The following is a 16,431-nucleotide window of genomic DNA, read 5'->3' as shown; positions in this document are numbered from 1 at the left end:
GCGTAGCCGCTGCGAGCGGGATTCCGGCCTGTGACTGACCAGCGGATGTGAGGAGGCGCGATGGAACCGCTGCTCGAGGTGCGCGATCTCCGGACACAGTTTTTTACGCAGGACGGTGTCGTCAAAGCGGTCGATGGAGTCTCGTTTCACCTGATGCCTGGTGAGACGCTCGGGTTGGTCGGCGAGAGTGGATGCGGGAAGAGCATCACCGCGCTCTCGATCATGCGGCTGATCCCGAGCCCCCCAGGAAAGATCGTGAGCGGGGAGATCCTCTTCGAGGGTGAGGACATCCTCAAGATGAGCGACGACGAGGTCCGGTCGATCCGCGGGCGGAAGATCGCGATGATCTTCCAGGATCCGATGACCTCGCTCAATCCGGTGCTCACGATCAACCGCCAGATCAGCGAAGCTCTCGAATTGCATCTGGGCATGAGCAAGCAGCAGGCCCGGCAGCGGGCGATCGAGCTCCTCAAAATGGTCGGGATCCCCAATGCCGAGCAGCGAATCGACCAGTATCCCCACCAGTTTTCCGGCGGCATGCGCCAGCGCGTGATGATCGCCATGGCGCTCTCGTGCAATCCCTCGCTTCTGATCGCCGACGAGCCGACGACAGCGCTCGACGTCACGATCCAGGCCCAGATCCTCGATCTCATCCGGAACCTCCAGCGCGAGCACAATACCGCACTCATCCTGATCACCCACGACCTGGGAGTCGTGGCGGGGATGACCGACCGGATCAACGTGATGTACGCGGGACATATCGTCGAGTCCGCACCGACCGAGGAGCTCTTCGAGAATCCGAAGCATCCGTATACCGTGGGGCTCTTGAATTCGATTCCGCGGCTCGATGCGCCGCGCAAGGAGCGGCTCAACCCGATCCGCGGCCTCCCACCTGACCTGATCGACTTGCCGGACATGTGTCCGTTCGTCCCGCGCTGCGACTTCGCGCGCGAGAAGTGCAGCGAGAAGAATCCGCCGCTCTTCGACGTCAACCCGGTCCACCGCTCGGCGTGCTGGTATTGGGAAGAAGTCTCGCTGGCCGGCCCACGGCGTCATGGAGAAGTGAGGGCTGACGATGGCAACTGAGGTGCAGGCACAGCCGACAGCGAACACGCCCAAGGAGCGCGAGGTCCTGCTCGATGTCCGCAACCTGAAGATGTATTTCCCCCTGACCCGCGGCATCATCCTGCAACGACGCGTCGGGTGGATCAAGGCAGTCGACGATATCTCGTTCCAGGTGTACCGCGGGGAGACCCTGGGGCTCGTCGGCGAGAGCGGGTGCGGTAAGAGCACGACCGGGCGGGCGATCCTCCAGCTCTACAAGCCGACCGAAGGACAGGTCCTCTTCAATGGCGTCGACCTCACGAAAATACCGCCCGGCGAGATGCGGAAGATGCGCCGGCACATGCAGATGATCTTCCAGGATCCTTACGCCTCCCTCAACCCACGGATGACGGTCGGCAGTATCATCGCCGAGCCGATGCAGATCCATAATCTGGTTCCCAAGGAGCAGCGGAACCAACGCGTGCAGGAACTGCTGGAGGTCGTGGGGCTGAATCCGTATTTCGCCAACCGATACCCGCACGAGTTCTCCGGGGGGCAGCGCCAGCGGATCGGGATCGCCCGCGCCTTGGCCGCCAACCCGGATTTCATCGTGGCCGACGAGCCGGTCTCGGCACTCGATGTCTCGATCCAGGCACAGATCATCAACTTGCTCGAGGAACTCCAGGAGAAATTCCACCTGACCTATCTCTTCATCGCGCACGACCTGAGTGTGGTGCGCCACATCTCCGACCGCGTGGCGGTGATGTACTTGGGGAAGATCGTCGAGCTGGCCGACCGCAACGCGCTCTACGACGACCCGCTCCATCCCTACACGAAGGCACTGCTCAGCGCCGTGCCGATTCCTGACCCGAAGATCGAGAAGAAACGGGAGCGGATCATCCTGACCGGCGATGTGCCGAGCCCGATCAACCCGCCGTCGGGGTGCCGCTTCCACACGCGCTGCCCGTACGCGATGGACGTGTGTGCGAAGGTCGAGCCGCGCTTCGTCGACCAGGGCGGCGGTCACTACGTGGCTTGCCACCTCTACCCAGGCTGCACGCCGTAGGCTGCCGTGCTCGGTCGATTCGATGCCGAAACCATCCTGGCAACGTTGCTCGCGTTCGTGGTGGCCATCACGATCCACGAGTTCGCTCATGCGTGGACTGCACTCCGGCTGGGTGACGACACGGCAGCACGGCTGGGTCGGGTCACTTTGAACCCACTGGCGCACCTCGACCCGATCGGCTCGATCGGTCTCTTGCTGATCGTCTTCCTCGGATTCGGGATCGGCTGGGGAAGGCCGGTACCCGTGAACCCGAACCGGCTGCGCTGGGGCCATCGGGGTATGGCACTGACGGCACTCGCCGGACCGCTCTCGAACGTGATCCTGGCTTTGGCTTTCGCCCTCCCCTACCGGATCGGGTTGCCGGCGGCACCGGAACCGGTCATGACCGTCGTCCAGCGACTCATCCTGGTCAATCTCCTCCTGGCGGCATTCAACCTCATACCGATCCCACCGCTGGACGGGTTGAAGATCCTTCTCGGGATCCTGCCCGCCTTCTGGTATCCCGTACTGGCCCCGCTCGAACGCTACGGTGTCGGTATCCTGCTCGTCCTCATCGTCTTCGGGAGCGTGGGCGGGAGTATCCTGGCAGCGATGTACCTGCCGGTCTATCGGTTGCTCTTCCGACTGGTCGTCGGTCAGTCGCCGCTCTAGAGACCGAACGATGCGAGCCGCAGTACTCTCGGCTCATCTCCGTGACATCCCGGTGACTGTGGGTGACTTTTCCGGGCCGCTCGATCTGTTGCTCCAGCTCGTGCAGGCACGGGAGCTGCCCATCACTGCCGTGTCGCTCCAAGCCGTCACGGAACAGTTCCTCGCCACCCTCGAACCGATCGAGACAGCTCATCCGGAGCTCCTGGCCGACTTCCTCGTCGTGGCCAGCCGGTTGACGGCCTTGAAGGCCCGTGCGCTCCTGCCCCGGCCGGAGCCAGAATCGCCGGACACGGAGGATCCACTCGTCGTCGAACTCCGGCGCTACCGCGCGTTTCGCGAGGCAGCGGAATGGTTGCGGACACGCGAGGCTTCTGGCTGGCGCTCTTGGACTCGTCCAGCGCCACCGCGATCCCCCGCTCGACTCGTGGAAGGCTCGAGCGAGCAGCTCAGGCGGGCACTGGTCCGCTGGGCACGCCGCTGCCAGCCTCCTCCGCTCCCGCTTCGCTTGCGGCCAGTCATCACGCTCACGGCGATGATCGAGCGGTTCCGCAGGCAGCTCCAGAAACGGCGATCGTTCCGCGAGCTGCTCGGTGAACACCCGACACGAAGCGACGTTGCCGTCGGCTTGCTGGCACTCCTGACGCTCGCTCGTCGTCGCGAGATCGACATCGAACAGCCAGAACGGTTCGGCGAGATCTGGGTGCGACCACGGAGTACAGGATGACCCTGCCCGATCGTGCCGCGCTCCTCGGCGCGTTGCTCTTCGTCTCCGGCGAGCCGGTCTCTCGCGAACGACTCGCTGCCGTGCTCGGCGTCTCGCTCGAGGAACTGGATGCCGTCGTCGTTGAACTGACCCAGCGAGCAGCCACGCTCGGGCTCGTCCTTCTCCACCACGATGACCGTCTCCAGCTCGCCACCGCGCCGGAGCTCGGCCCAGTCATCGCCCAGTTCCTGGGCATTCCGGAACGGAGCCGGTTGTCGACCGCAGCACTGGAAACGCTGGCGATCGTCGCGTACTTGCAGCCGGTGACGCGGGCGGAGATCGACGCCGTCCGTGGTGTCGACTCGAGCGGAGCGATCCAGACCTTGCTGGCACACGGCCTGATCGAGCCAGTCGGTCGGCGTGCGAGCCCTGGGCAACCGGTCGAGTACGGTACGACCGCGCTGTTTCTCCAGCGTTTCGGGCTGCCCGATCTCCGCGCGCTTCCCCCGCTCCCGGGGGAACTCCGCGCGCTTTTGGTCACCCGGCGCGAACCGGTTTAACGTGCTCGAGCACGTGCCAGCGAGCGCAGTCGAGCGACCGTCTCCTGGAGCACATCGAGCGTCCGCTCGATCTCTTCCGGCGTATTGTCCTTCCCGAGCGTCAAGCGAACGCTGCTGCGGGCCTGCTCGGGCGTGCGACCGATCGCGAGCAGCACGTGGCTCGGCTCGGTCGATCCTGTGGTACACGCCGATCCCGAGGAAGCAGCGATACCGTGCAGATCGAGATTGAGCAGGAGCGTCTCGCCATCGACCCCTTCGAAGGTGACATTGACGTTGTTGGGCAAGCGGCGCTCGCGGTGCCCGTTGAGCCGAGCATCCGGAATGCGGCTCAAGATGTCGTCGATGAGCCGATCGCGGAGCGCCTGGATCCGCGCGTTGCGTTCCTCGAGTTCTTCATAGGCCAGCTCGAGCGCATAGGCCATCCCGACGATGCCAGGAACGTTCTCCGTTCCGGCTCTCCGGTTGCTCTCCTGCGCGCCACCATGCTGTTGCCACAGGATCGGCGTGCCGCTGCGCACGTAAAGGAACCCCACACCCTTCGGACCGTAGAACTTATGCGCGCTCACCGAGAGCAAGTCGACACCGAGCTTCTCGACATCGAGGGGAAGCGTGCCGGCCGCCTGGACGGCGTCGGTATGGAAGGTGACACCGCGCTTGCGGCACAGGCGAGCGATCTCGCGGATCGGCTGGACGGTGCCGATCTCGTTGTTCGCGTACATGACGGAGACGAGGATCGTGTCGGGTCGTAGCGCCTCCTCGATCGCTTCGGGATGGACGATGCCGTCAGGGTCCGGCCGGACATAGGTCACTTCGAAACCGAACCGCTCCAGATATTCAGCACTGTGGAGCACGGCGTGATGCTCGAAGGCCGTCGTCACGATGTGCCGGCCGCGCCCGTTGAGGAGGTGCCAGAAGGCGACACCCTTCAACGCGAGGTTGTCGCTCTCGGTTCCTCCGCTGGTGAAAACGATCTCGCGCGCCTGGCAATTGAGGATCCGCGCGATCCGTGCGCGCGCTTGATCCAGCGCAGCTCGCGCCTCGCGTCCTAGGGCATAGATACTCGAAGGGTTACCGTACGACCGGGTGAAGTACGGCACCATCACCTCGAGGACGCGCGGGTCGACTGGTGTCGTCGCAGCATGATCCAGGTAAATCTCGGTCCGGTTCACTGGTACCTCCCGAGGGATAGTCCGTGGAGCGAGTAGGTCAGGCTGGCTGCTCGGCACGCGGCCGCGGCGCTTGCGCGATCAGGTCAGCGAGCGTCGTCGAATCCAGAACCTCGACGATGCTATCCCGCAACTTGAGCCACACGATACGGGTCGCACAGCCATCGATCATCGGGCAGGTCTCCTCGTCGGCATCCTCCCGGACGCAGTCCATCGGTGCGATCGGTCCTTCCATGACGCGGTAGATTTCGCCGACCTTCACCTGCTCCGGTGGCCGGGCGAGCTGGTACCCGCCATGGGCACCGCGGGTGGAAACGACCAAGCCAGCACGCCGGAGCGGGAGCATGAGCTGCTCCAGGTACGCGACCGGCACGGCCGAATCCTGGGCGATCACACTGAGCGGCATCGGCCCACGACCGTACATGCGTGCCAGCGAGACCATCGCTCGCAGCCCATATTCACCACGCGTCGATACCTTCATGGCTCGCGTCCTCTCGCTGGCGAAAGTCGGGGCGACTTGCGACTCGCTCGCAGCTGAGAATCATTCTCGCCCCGCGCTCTTACCTTACCGCACAGGTCGGGATTCGTCAACCGGCGGGTGATTCTGCTATACTCTCAAAGAGGCTGGCCAGATCGGTCAGCCGCTTTTTCCGTGGGAGGTGGTGGAGTATGGTCCAGCCGATGACTGTCGATCTGGAGGAGCTGGTCGAGCGACTCGATCGTATCGGGGTGCGTCTTTGACCTGCCTGGCAAGCGGCAGCAGATCGAGCAGCTCGAACACGAAACTGCCGATCCCGATCTCTGGCAGGATCCGCAGCGCGCCCAGCGACTGCTGCGGCGGCTCAGCCAGCTGCGGGAACTGGTGAGCGAGTGGGAGACGCTCTCCCAGCAGGCTCGCGACCTCGTCGAACTGCGCTCGCTCGCGAGCGAGGACCTCGAGCTGGCGGCCGAGGTGGAGCGCGAGGCAGCCGAACTCGCCGAACGCGTCCAGCAACTCGAACTCCGGTTGCTGCTCAATGGCCCGTACGACGCGCACGATGCCATTCTCGCTGTCCATGCCGGGACCGGTGGGGTCGATGCGCAGGACTGGGCCGAGATGCTCCTGCGCATGTACCTCCGCTGGGCACAGCGGGCTGGCTTCGAGGCCGAGGTCGTCGACCTCCTCGAAGGAGAAGAAGCAGGCATCAAGAGCGCGACGGTCGAGGTCCGCGGGCCGTACGCCTACGGCTATCTGAAGGGTGAGGCAGGGACACACCGCCTGGTACGCCTCTCGCCCTTCGACGCGGCGCACCGTCGCCACACGTCGTTCGCGCTCGTCGAAGTCCTGCCGCTCGTCGAGGACGACGACGATGTCGAGATCCGCGACGAGGACATCCGGATCGATACCTTCCGCGCCTCGGGACACGGTGGTCAGCACGTCAACAAGACCGAGTCGGCAGTGCGCATCACGCACATCCCGACTGGCATCGTCGTGACCTGCCAGAACGAGCGGTCACAGATTCAGAACCGCGAGACGGCGATGAAGATCCTGAAGGCGCGGCTCCTCGAGCTCAAGATCCGCCAGCGCCAGGAGGAGCAGGCACGCCTGAAGGGAAAGCCGGTCATTACCGGCTGGGGGAACCGGATCCGCTCGTACGTCTTGCATCCGTATACCATGGTCACCGATCACCGGACCGAGGTGAGCACGCCGAACATCCAGGCAGTGCTGGAAGGAGAAATCGATCCGTTCATCGAGGCCTACCTGCACCAGCACGCAGCGGACAACGCGGAAGCGGGCGTGGCGGACAACTGAACTCCTGCTCGCCTTTCTTCTCCTCGTCGCCGTCGGGAGTCGGAGCGAAGCGGTTGGCGCCGCACCGAGCGTGCACGTCGCTGACCTCGGTGCGGCCGTCACGTTTCCGGACCGGATCGTCTTCACCCTTGAAGCGGAGAGTACGGCCCCGATCGTGCGAGTCGAGCTCCGGTACCGGCCCGTACCCGGTCGCATCACCTTCGTCGCTCGCCCATCGATCGTACCAGGGACTCACCTCGCACTCCGCTACGAGCGCGACATGCGCGTCAACTATCTCCCACCGGGGATCGATATCGTGTACCGCTGGCGACTCTTCTTCGCTGACGGTAGCTGGAGCGAATCGCCAGAACGAACGCTCGCGTACTTCGACGATCGCTACCGCTGGACGCAGCGTACCCGAGGATCGATCGAGGTCTACAGCGCAGTCGATGATAGCCGCTTCATCGAAGCTGCCCTTACGGTCACGGATGAAGCGGTCACGACTTTCTCCGAACGGTTCGCCGTCTCGCTGGAAGGGCCGCTCCGGATCCTTCTGTACCCCTCACCGGAAGCACTGCGGAGTGCACTCCCAGCACACAGCGAGGAGTGGATCGGCGGTATCGCCATCCCCGAATATCGCCTGGTTCTGGCCGGGATCGTGCCCGGGCCAGGCGCACAGCAGGAACTCGCTCGGATCTTGAGTCACGAAGTGCTCCACCTGGTCATCGCCCAGGCGACCGACAATCCTTTTCGCGCGCCACCTACCTGGCTGGACGAAGGACTCGCGACCCTGTATCAGGCCGTCGAGGATCCCCGCCTCGACGCCGCCCTGGAGCGAGCGCGCGGGGAGGGAACGCTTCCCTCGCTCCGCGCACTCAGCAGCGGTTTCGGCACTGACCCCGAGCGAGCACTCCTCGGGTATGCAGCGAGCCGGAGCGTCGTCCAGTTCATCCTCCTGACGTACGGCGAGGATGGGGTGCAGCGCCTCCTCGCGACATACCGAGAAGGGATGACCGACGACGAAGCGCTCTCCCGCAGTCTCGGAACGACTGTCGACGAGCTCGACCGAGCATGGAAGCAGTGGCTGAGCGACCAGCCGGCCACCCACGCCCGGCCGCCGTCAGCCGGAGTCGTCCTCCTCGCTCTGACTGAACTCATCGGGATTCTCGCGTTCGCGATGTGGTACCGGTGACGATCGGCGTGCGTTCCGCTCGGCACGTGTTGTCACGACCCTGCGCATAACGGTGTCCGGCCTGGAACCTTGACATGATCCGTAGCAAGTCTTATCCTTGCCGTAGACTAGCACTCGGCGGTCGCGAGTGCTAAGCGGGGTGCGATGAGCGTGCAGCTGACCGAACGACAGCGACAGATTCTCCGGCACGTGGTGGAGGAGTACCTCCGCTCGGGGCGGGCTGTCGGTTCCAAGGCGCTCGTCGAGCGCGTCTCGCTGGGGGTCAGTCCAGCGACGGTGCGCAACGACATGAGTGTGCTGGAGGCGCTGGACTTCCTGGCGCAGCCACACACCTCGGCCGGTCGCGTCCCGACCGAGCAGGGGCTACGCTATTACGTGCAGCACTTGATGGAGGAAAGCGAGCTGACGCCGGAAGAGCAGCTGATGATCCGGCACCAGTTCCGCCAGGTCGAGCAGCAGGTACCCAGCTGGCTCAAACTGGCAGCCTCGGTTCTCGCTGATGCGAGCGGCAATGTGGGTCTGGTGACACCACCGCGTGCGCGCGTCGAGCGACTGCGCCACTTCGAGCTCATCAGCTTGCGGCGGCACGTCGTGCTGCTCGTGCTGGTGACCCAGTCGGGAGCGATTCATCAGTCGCTCCTGGAGCTCGAGGAACCGCTCGAACAGGAGCAGTTGAGCGCGCTCAGCCAGCGACTCAACCCGGAGCTGCGCTGGCTGGACCGACACGCGGTCGAGCGACGCGCGCGGGGAGCGGAACCGGTGATCGCGCTCGTGTTGCGGCGCATCGCCGAAGCGCTCCGCTTCATCGAACAAGAGCAGCGCTCGGAACTGTACGCCGAAGGGCTCGAATACGTGATCCGGCAGCCGGAGTTCGCTCAGGCGAACCTCGCGCAGGTACTGCTGGAAGTGTTGCGGGGCGGTATGCTCCTGACCTGGCTTCTACCACGCCTGGAGCCAGGTGAAGGGGTACGCGTCCTGATCGGTTCCGATCTCGCCCTGCGCGAGCTGCGGCCGTTCAGTCTCGTGCTGTCGTCCTATCGCTCGGGCACGGACATCACCGGCTGGCTCGGCGTACTCGGGCCACAACGGATGGCGTATGCTCGAGCAGTCGCCGCAGTGCGGTTCCTGTCGTCCGTCGTGTCCGAACTCATGAGCGAACTTTCCGGTGAGCCGGAATGGGAGGGAGGCGTCCGATGATGCACGAACAGCCGGAGCGCATCGAGAACCCGGTGGAGGAGGCAACGAGCGAGCCGGTTCCGGTGCCGAGCGAGGTGGCCACGCCGGAAGAGCTCCAGCCGCCACCGCCCGGCCCAGCGGACGAACTCGAGGCGCTCCGCCAGGAAAACGAGCACCTCAAGCAGCTCGCTGAGGAGTATCTCGACCAGGCGCGGCGAGCGCGGGCTGAGTTCCTGAACTACAAGCGTCGGGTGGAGCAAGAACTCGAGGACTTCAAGCACCTGGCGCACATGGAGCTGATTCAAAAGCTGCTTCCGGTGCTGGACGACTTTCACCTGGCGATCGCGCACCTGCCGGAGGACGTCAAGGACAGCCCCTGGGTACAGGGTTTACTGCTCATCGAGCGCAAGCTCTGGTCTGTGCTCGAAAGCGAAGGTGTCGAGCCGATCGAGGTGGTCGGCAAACCCTTCTCTCCGGAAGAGCACGAGGCGGTCGCGGTCACGGGCGAAGGGCCGCACCATGTCGTCGTCGAAGAGATCCGGCGTGGCTACCGGCTGCGTGGGCGTGTTCTGCGGCCAGCCCTCGTGCGCGTCGAACGGCGGGCGACACCGCCCGCAGCCGAGACGACAGCTCCGAAAGAATCTGCAGCAGGAAAGCGAGGTGAGGAGTAACCATGGGACGCGTGATCGGAATCGACCTCGGAACGACGAACTCGGTGATGGCCGTCATCGAAGGCGGCGAGCCGGTCGTCATCCCCAATGCCGAGGGGGAGCGTCTGACACCGTCGGTGGTCGCCGTGACCCCGAGCGGTGAACGCTTGGTCGGTCGCTTCGCGAAGCGGCAGGCGATCACCAACCCGGAGAACACGATCTACTCGATCAAGCGCTTCATGGGTCGTCGCTTCGACGATCCGGAAGTGCAGAGGACGATCAAGCTGGTGCCGTACCAAGTCCGGCGCGCGCAGAACGGTGGCGTCGAGGTCAAGATGGGTGACCGCTGGTACACGCCGCAGGAGATCTCGGCGATGATCCTGCAGAAGCTCAAGCAGGATGCCGAGGCCTACCTGGGCGAGAAGGTCGACAAGGCGGTCATCACCGTACCGGCCTACTTCGACGACAGCCAGCGCAACGCGACCAAGGACGCCGGGCGGATCGCTGGTCTCGAAGTCCTGCGGATCATCAACGAGCCGACGGCCTCGGCTCTCGCCTACGGTCTCGACAAGAAGGGCGAGGAGAAGGTCGCCGTCTATGACCTGGGTGGCGGCACCTACGATATCTCGATCCTCGATATCTCGGAAGGTGTCTTCCAGGTGCTGGCGACCAACGGCGACACGCACCTGGGTGGCGACGACTTCGACCAGCGGATCATCGACTGGCTGTGCGACGAATTCAAGCGCGAGACCGGGATCGACCTGCGTCAGGATCGGATGGCGCTCCAGCGCTTGAAGGAGGCTGCCGAGAAAGCGAAGATCGAGCTCTCGAGCGTGCAGCAGACGGAGATCAACCTGCCGTTCATCACGGCGGACGCGACGGGGCCGAAGCACCTGGTCAAGACGCTGACCCGCTCGAAGCTCGAGCAGCTGGTCGCCGACCTGGTGGAGAAGACGATCCCGCCGATGGAGCAGGCGCTCAAGGATGCCGGGCTGTCCCCGCGCGACGTCGACGAGGTGGTGCTGGTCGGCGGGCAGACCCGGATGCCGCTGATCCAGCGCAAGGTGCAGGAGTTCTTCGGTAAGGAGCCGCACAAGGGGATCAACCCGGACGAGGTGGTGGCGATCGGTGCAGCGATCCAGGCAGGCGTCCTGGCCGGTGAGGTCAAGGAGGTTCTGCTGCTGGACGTTACACCGCTCACTCTGGCGATCGAGACGCTGGGTGGCGTGGCGACGCCGATCATCCCGCGCAACACCACGATCCCGACGCGGAAGAGTCAGATCTTCACCACCGCGTCCGACAACCAGACGCAGGTCGAGATCCACGTCGTGCAGGGTGAGCGGCCGATGGCAGCGGACAACAAGACGCTCGGTCGCTTCATCCTGGACGGCATCCCGCCGGCACCGCGTGGCGTGCCGAAGATCGAAGTCACGTTCGATATCGACGCCAACGGGATCCTCACGGTCTCGGCACGCGACCTCGCGACCGGTCGCGAACAGAAGATCACGATCACCGCTTCGACCGGCCTGACCGAAGAAGAGATCCAGCGCATGATCCGCGAGGCAGAAGAGCATGCCGAGGAGGACCGCCGCAAGCGCGAGGCGATCGAGCTGCGCAACCAGGCCGAGGCGCTCGTCTATCAGGCCGAGAAGACGTTGAACGAGTTCTCGGATCGGATCCCGTCCGATCTCAAGCTGGAGTTGGAGAACAAGATCCAGACTGTCCGCGAGATCGTCGAGCGCGATCCGATGAACACCGTGCGGCTGCGGCCGGCCTACGACGAGCTGGCGCGCACGCTCTCGCAGGTCGGTGCCCGGATGTACGAGCAGGCCGGGACGACGAGCAGCACCGGTCCGGACGGCGGTCGCGGTACCACGAGCGGCAGCACGTCGGGCGAGGAGACGGTGGAAGGCGAGTACCGCGAGGTGTGAGGCTCGCTACACGAAAGACGGACGTGGACCGGCCGCAATGCCCGGCCGGTCCATGTCTTTTCAGTCGCAGGACACTGGTACTCTACGCCAGCATCATCCGCCATCATCGGGCGAAGAGCGTCCCGATACCCGGAAGCTCGCCTGTTCAGGCATGGGGGTAAGGTAGACGCATGTCGCTCGCGAGCAAGGAGCGGTACGTCGTGCTGCGGACCGACCAACTTGCGGTGGGGGAAGTGGGACTCGAACCCACACGCCTCTTCGGCACGTGATCCTAAGTCACGCCCGTCTGCCAATTCCGGCATTCCCCCGGGCGGTGTCAGCACAAATTATAACGGCAGCTCCCCGCTGGAGAAGCTGCCGTCGCGCTTGTCCGCTTCCAGACGAGCGAAACGAGGTTCACCAGCCGCCACCGCAACCACACCCCTGTGCCGTTCCGGCATTGCCACCGGCATCGAAGCTGTGGCCACAAGCACAGGTCGCCACTGCGTTCGGGTTGTGGACGGTGAAGCCGCCACCCATCAGGCTGTTCACGTAGTCGATTTCCGCTCCCTCCAGATAGGTGGCACTGAAGGGATCGACGATGACGCGGACACCGTCGATCTCGAACGTAAAGTCGTCCTCTTCGGCCGACTCCTCGAGCGCCATCCCGTACTGGAGGCCAGAGCACCCGCCAGGAGCGACGAAGACGCGGAGATACGCGTCCGGCATCCCCTGCTCGTCCATGAACTCCTTGAGGCGGCGCACCGCTTCCGGCGTCATCGTGATGAGCGTCGTCTGCTGCATGGTCTCGCTCCGCTTCCTTCCGCGATTTCGCAACCGCGCTGTTTCTGATCATACTCCGTTGCACGGAGCTGTCAAGTACAAGTCTACTGCACCGGTGCTGGCTACGCTGGCACCCAGAAGCTACTTCCGTATTCGTCTCGTCGCGGCACCTGTGACAGCGTGAGGAGCCAGTCCGAAGCCGATGCCAGCGGTGGTATCCTGATGAATCGGGTAGGGTTGCGACGCACGATGTCGAGAGCGGGCATTTCCGATCCGACCATCCAGCTCGAACGCTCGCTTCGCCGGTTGAAGCGGCTCGGTATCGTTTTGCCATTGGGATTCCTCGCTCTGCTAGTCCTTCTCGGCCACGGACTCGTTTCTCTCCTCGGTGCCAGCTGGGCTTGGGGAGTGAGCAGCATCCTCGCTGTCACTGGTGTCGTCGCCTTCGCGGACTGGATCTTCCGTCTGGTCGGGCGACTCCACCGCCAGTTGCTCGCGCAACATGCCGAACTCGCCGCACTGCACGAGGCTGGGCTCGCGATCGCGGCTGAACTCGACCTCGCTGTCGTCCTGCAGCGAGTGGTCGACCAAGCCCGACGACTCGTCGGTGCCCGCTATGGACTCCTGATCCTGCAGGAGGAGCAGGGGAACCGGACGCTCTTCACGTCCGGGTACCCACGAACGGCACAGTGTGCCGAGAGTTCGATGGGCGAGCACGGCATCCTGGAACTCGTCCTGCGCGAGAACCGTTCGCTCAATATCGAGGATCTCGAGCGGTATCCCGGTGTTCGTCGGTATCCCGAGGGGCATCCACCGATGCAGAGCCTGCTCGGGGTACCGATCAGGACGCAGGAAGGCATTCTCGGTGGCCTCTACTTGGCCGATCGGGAAGACGGCTTGCCGTTCGACGAGCAGGACCGGTCGCGACTCGAGCGGTTCGCGACCCAGGCAGCGCTCGCGATCACCAGCGCGCGCTTGCACCGCCGGCTGATGGGGCTGGCGATCAGCGAGGAGCGCGAGCGGATCGCTCGCGAGATGCACGACAGTCTCGCCCAGGTTCTGGGGTATGTGATCACCAAAGTGTCCGCTGTGCGAGAACTCCTGCGCCAACCGGAACGACTCCCGGATATCGAACGGCACCTGGAGCAGCTCGAGCGAGCCGCTCGTGACGCCTATGCAGACGTGCGTGAAGGGATCCTGGGGCTCCGCACGAACCTGGCTCCGGACCGGAATCTCCCCGACGCGCTGCGGAGTTATCTCGAGCGTTGGCAAGAGCAGAGCAACATCGCTGCCCGGTTCGTGATCGAGCCAGACGATGCTGCTTTCCGCCGCCTTCAGCCGATAGCGGAACTCCAACTCCTGCGGATCGTGCAGGAAGCGCTGGCGAACGTGCGCAAGCACGCGCGGGCGACCGAAGCCATCGTCGAGCTCTCCCAGGTCGATGGAGCCGTGCGCGTTCGTATCCGAGACAATGGTATCGGTTTCGATCCGAGTGCTCTCGAGCGCGCACAGTTCCCACGGTTCGGTCTCGCGACGATGCGCGAACGTGCCGAGGCAGTCGGTGGTACGCTGCGGATCGTTTCGGCACCGGGATGCGGGACGACCGTCGAAGTTGTAATCCCCCTGAATGCCGCACCGGCGAACGTGAACGGAGGGCTGGATGCGCGTCTTGATCGCCGATGACCACCCGCTCTTCCGCGACGGCCTGCGGAGTCTCTTGGAAGCACGTGGCATCGAGGTAGTCGGCGAGGCCGCGAACGGGCGCGAGGCGGTCGAACTCGCGCGCCAGCTCAAACCGGACATCATGCTGATGGATCTGACCATGCCGGAAGTCGACGGTTTGACCGCCACCCGGATCCTGGCGACCGAGCTGCCGGAGGTGAAAGTCGTCGTCCTCACGGCCTCGGACGACGAGGCCGACCTGTTCGAGGCGATCAAGTCCGGCGCCTACGGGTACCTTCTCAAGAATCTCGAGACGAACGAGTTCTTCCGTGCACTCGAGGCAGTGCAAGCTGGCGTACCGGTTTTCACCCCACGGCTCGCTCGACGTGTCCTCCAGGAATTCGGACGGGGTGGAACTCCTCGGACCGAGGAGGCGACACTCACGGACCGCGAGCGTGAGCTGTTGGAGCTGCTCGTCCAGGGCGTGACCTCGAACCGCGAACTCGCGCAGCGGCTGTTCATCAGCGAGAATACGGTCAAATATCACCTGCGGAATATCATGAGCAAACTCCACCTCGAGAACCGCGCCCAGGTCATCGCCTACGCCTTGCGGACCGGCTTGGTCCGTGCGCACCAGAATGGTTCTGCTCCCTGAGCCGATGACGGGTACCCGTGCGACTCTCCGACCTACCCGGTCGGGTAAGTCGGATTTCTGTCCGATCGGGTAGGCAGGAACTGCCCTTCCGTGCGTGTGGGATCTCCAGCACGAGCGCGATCCTTCCTCCTCGGAAACGATCGCTCGAGGCGATCGAAGGCGGGAAGGAGAGCGACAATGACGGAGATCCGATTCACGCGACGATCGGTTCTTCTCCGGAGCGGGCTTCTTGCAGCAATACCGGTGTTGGGCACAGTCGCCAGTGCGTGTGGCGATGCGGCGGAGGCGAATCGGGGAGCTCTGGCACAGGCCGCGAGCCCTGCTATGCCGAGCACGACGGCCGTAGTGCCGAACGGTTTACAACGCCTCCCGCTTCCTGAGGTCGCGCCACCGGTCAATGGGCGCCCAGCGACCGTCGTTCAGGTGGAACTCGAAACGCGTGAGATCCCAGCGCTGATCGATGACAACGTCGGCTTCGTCTTCTTCACGTTCGGAGGCACCGTGCCCGGGCCGATGATCCGGGTGCGACAAGACGATATCGTCGAACGTACGATGCGCAACCCACCGGAGAACCGGACACCGCACAACATCGACCTCCACTCCTCCGTCATGGTCGACCATGCACTGGGTCGTCTGATGAAGGGGGCTTCCGGTGTGATCCACGTCGAGGGACCGGAGAACCCGGACGTGTTCGATGTGGTCGTACCGGGTGTGCCGCTGCACGGCGGCCACTGAGCCGATCGGTCGCTGACGGTGGGGCTGCACGCTGTCGCTCGTTGTTACGCCGTTGTCACGTTGAAATCCTGAGAAGTCGTTACACTCCTGAATCGAGTGGAGGGAAGGGAGGGGCAAGCGATGTTCATCGACTATCTCACGCTCATGATGGTCGCTGTCGTCACCGGCTCGTTGCTGGCGGCGTTCTACGGCTGGCGGTATCTCGAGGCGCCAGCCGAGGCAGTACGTCCATGGGGCTGGAGCTTCCTCGCGATCGGGCTGGTGCTGGCCATACCGGCTTTGCACCTGACCCTGACCTGGCCGCTGCCGGGTGGCAACAACATCATCATGGGCGAGCCAGCCGTCTACTTCGGCGTCCTCCTGGCGGTCGCTGGTCTGGTGATCCTCCAAGGACACGACCTGCGACCGCTGGCCTGGCTGAGCTTGCCGGGCGGTGTCGTGCTAGTGACGATCGCCATCGCGATCTTGCAGCACAGCTTGACGCGCAGTCCGGTCACGTGGGCGATCGCCTATGCCGCGATCGGCATCGGCGCGATCCTGGTGCCGTTCGCCTATCGAGTACCGGTGCTCCGCCCGATCGCAGCCCTCCTGCTCGTCATCGGGGCAGCGATCTTCGCCTTCGGCACCATCGGGGCCTACATCGAGCACCCTGGGCCGGACAACTTCGGGAAGTGGCGGCCGCTCCCGATGCGCTCCTGAGCGGGGAA

17 protein-coding genes and 1 tRNA gene are annotated in these 16,431 nt (G+C 64.4%); 14 read left to right on the top strand and 4 right to left on the bottom strand.

From position 1 onward, the window contains the following. Positions 1 to 60 precede the first annotated feature (60 nt). The 5 genes from OO015_RS06285 to scpB are packed head-to-tail and all read left to right on the top strand — an operon-like array spanning position 61 to position 4,024. Positions 61 to 1,086, top strand: a complete 1,026-nt coding sequence (locus tag OO015_RS06285) for an ABC transporter ATP-binding protein (protein ID WP_265940378.1) — start codon at positions 61 to 63, stop codon at positions 1,084 to 1,086. Beyond that, complete coding sequence (locus OO015_RS06280; RefSeq protein WP_265940377.1) at positions 1,076 to 2,110, top strand: ABC transporter ATP-binding protein; 1,035 nt, start codon at positions 1,076 to 1,078, stop codon at positions 2,108 to 2,110. Before OO015_RS06285 ends, OO015_RS06280 begins: the two co-directional genes overlap by 11 nt. A gap of 6 nt (positions 2,111 to 2,116) precedes the next feature. Next, entirely contained in the window at positions 2,117 to 2,761 is a 645-nt protein-coding gene (locus OO015_RS06275; protein ID WP_265940376.1) for a site-2 protease family protein, read from the top strand. Positions 2,762 to 2,771: 10 nt separating this feature from the next. After that, positions 2,772 to 3,485, top strand: coding sequence for a segregation and condensation protein A (locus OO015_RS06270; protein WP_265940375.1), 714 nt, complete (start codon positions 2,772 to 2,774; stop codon positions 3,483 to 3,485). Further along, positions 3,482 to 4,024 carry an SMC-Scp complex subunit ScpB gene (gene scpB / locus OO015_RS06265; RefSeq protein ID WP_265940374.1) on the top strand — a complete coding sequence of 181 codons (543 nt, stop codon included), beginning with the start codon at positions 3,482 to 3,484 and terminating at the stop codon, positions 4,022 to 4,024. Before OO015_RS06270 ends, scpB begins: the two co-directional genes overlap by 4 nt. Here scpB and OO015_RS06260 read toward each other — a convergent pair. Together OO015_RS06260 and OO015_RS06255 are read right to left on the bottom strand one after the other, a co-directional pair. Next, the gene (locus tag OO015_RS06260) at positions 4,021 to 5,193 is read right to left on the bottom strand and encodes a cysteine desulfurase family protein (protein WP_265940373.1); all 1,173 of its coding nucleotides are present in this window, start codon (positions 5,191 to 5,193) and stop codon (positions 4,021 to 4,023) included. The two genes, scpB and OO015_RS06260, sit on opposite strands and share 4 nt — an antisense overlap. Positions 5,194 to 5,230: 37 nt before the next feature. After that, positions 5,231 to 5,671 (bottom strand): RrF2 family transcriptional regulator, encoded by a 441-nt coding sequence (locus tag OO015_RS06255; protein WP_265940372.1) that lies wholly within the window; start codon positions 5,669 to 5,671, stop codon positions 5,231 to 5,233. Positions 5,672 to 5,859: 188 nt separating this feature from the next. On the opposite strand from OO015_RS06255, the gene prfB reads away from it, so the two are divergent. From prfB to dnaK, 5 genes are all read left to right on the top strand, one after another. Next, positions 5,860 to 6,982, top strand: a protein-coding gene (gene prfB / locus OO015_RS06250; protein ID WP_265940371.1) for a peptide chain release factor 2 whose coding sequence is annotated in 2 segments (ribosomal slippage) — positions 5,860 to 5,928 and positions 5,930 to 6,982 — 1,122 coding nt in all. Because the reading frame shifts where the segments join, the coding sequence is not laid out codon by codon here. 70 nt (positions 6,983 to 7,052) lie between these two features. Next, positions 7,053 to 8,153, top strand: coding sequence for a peptidase MA family metallohydrolase (locus tag OO015_RS06245; RefSeq protein ID WP_265940370.1), 1,101 nt, complete (start codon positions 7,053 to 7,055; stop codon positions 8,151 to 8,153). A 144-nt stretch (positions 8,154 to 8,297) separates the two neighbouring features. Further along, positions 8,298 to 9,350, top strand: coding sequence for a heat-inducible transcriptional repressor HrcA (gene hrcA, locus OO015_RS06240; RefSeq protein WP_265940369.1), 1,053 nt, complete (start codon positions 8,298 to 8,300; stop codon positions 9,348 to 9,350). Further along, positions 9,347 to 10,000: a nucleotide exchange factor GrpE gene (locus OO015_RS06235; RefSeq protein ID WP_265940368.1), complete on the top strand. Its 654-nt coding sequence runs from the start codon at positions 9,347 to 9,349 to the stop codon at positions 9,998 to 10,000. Before hrcA ends, OO015_RS06235 begins: the two co-directional genes overlap by 4 nt. A 2-nt stretch (positions 10,001 to 10,002) precedes the next feature. Then, positions 10,003 to 11,910, top strand: coding sequence for a molecular chaperone DnaK (gene dnaK, locus OO015_RS06230; protein WP_265940367.1), 1,908 nt, complete (start codon positions 10,003 to 10,005; stop codon positions 11,908 to 11,910). 225 nt (positions 11,911 to 12,135) lie between these two features. Here the strand turns inward: dnaK and OO015_RS06225 are convergent. Together OO015_RS06225 and erpA are read right to left on the bottom strand one after the other, a co-directional pair. Further along, positions 12,136 to 12,218, bottom strand: a tRNA-Leu gene (locus OO015_RS06225). Positions 12,219 to 12,306: 88 nt separating this feature from the next. Further along, on the bottom strand, positions 12,307 to 12,693 hold the full coding sequence (gene erpA, locus OO015_RS06220; protein WP_265940366.1) for an iron-sulfur cluster insertion protein ErpA: 387 nt from the start codon (positions 12,691 to 12,693) through the stop codon (positions 12,307 to 12,309). 228 nt (positions 12,694 to 12,921) lie between these two features. Here erpA and OO015_RS06215 point away from each other — a divergent pair, with 228 nt between their 5' ends. From OO015_RS06215 to OO015_RS06200, 4 genes are all read left to right on the top strand, one after another. Continuing rightward, positions 12,922 to 14,355 (top strand): GAF domain-containing sensor histidine kinase, encoded by a 1,434-nt coding sequence (locus tag OO015_RS06215; protein WP_265940365.1) that lies wholly within the window; start codon positions 12,922 to 12,924, stop codon positions 14,353 to 14,355. Next, positions 14,333 to 14,989: a response regulator gene (locus OO015_RS06210; protein ID WP_265940364.1), complete on the top strand. Its 657-nt coding sequence runs from the start codon at positions 14,333 to 14,335 to the stop codon at positions 14,987 to 14,989. The genes OO015_RS06215 and OO015_RS06210 overlap by 23 nt, the downstream gene beginning before the upstream one ends. Before the next feature lie 177 nt (positions 14,990 to 15,166). Beyond that, positions 15,167 to 15,724, top strand: coding sequence for a hypothetical protein (locus OO015_RS06205; protein WP_265940363.1), 558 nt, complete (start codon positions 15,167 to 15,169; stop codon positions 15,722 to 15,724). 120 nt (positions 15,725 to 15,844) lie between these two features. Next, on the top strand, positions 15,845 to 16,423 hold the full coding sequence (locus OO015_RS06200; RefSeq protein WP_265940362.1) for a DUF981 family protein: 579 nt from the start codon (positions 15,845 to 15,847) through the stop codon (positions 16,421 to 16,423). Positions 16,424 to 16,431: the final 8 nt, after the last annotated feature.

The sequence above is a fragment of the Thermomicrobium sp. 4228-Ro genome, from assembly GCF_026241205.1.
In the GTDB taxonomy this organism is placed as follows: domain Bacteria; phylum Chloroflexota; class Chloroflexia; order Thermomicrobiales; family Thermomicrobiaceae; genus Thermomicrobium.
This window is presented reverse-complemented; position numbering and strand designations above follow the sequence as displayed.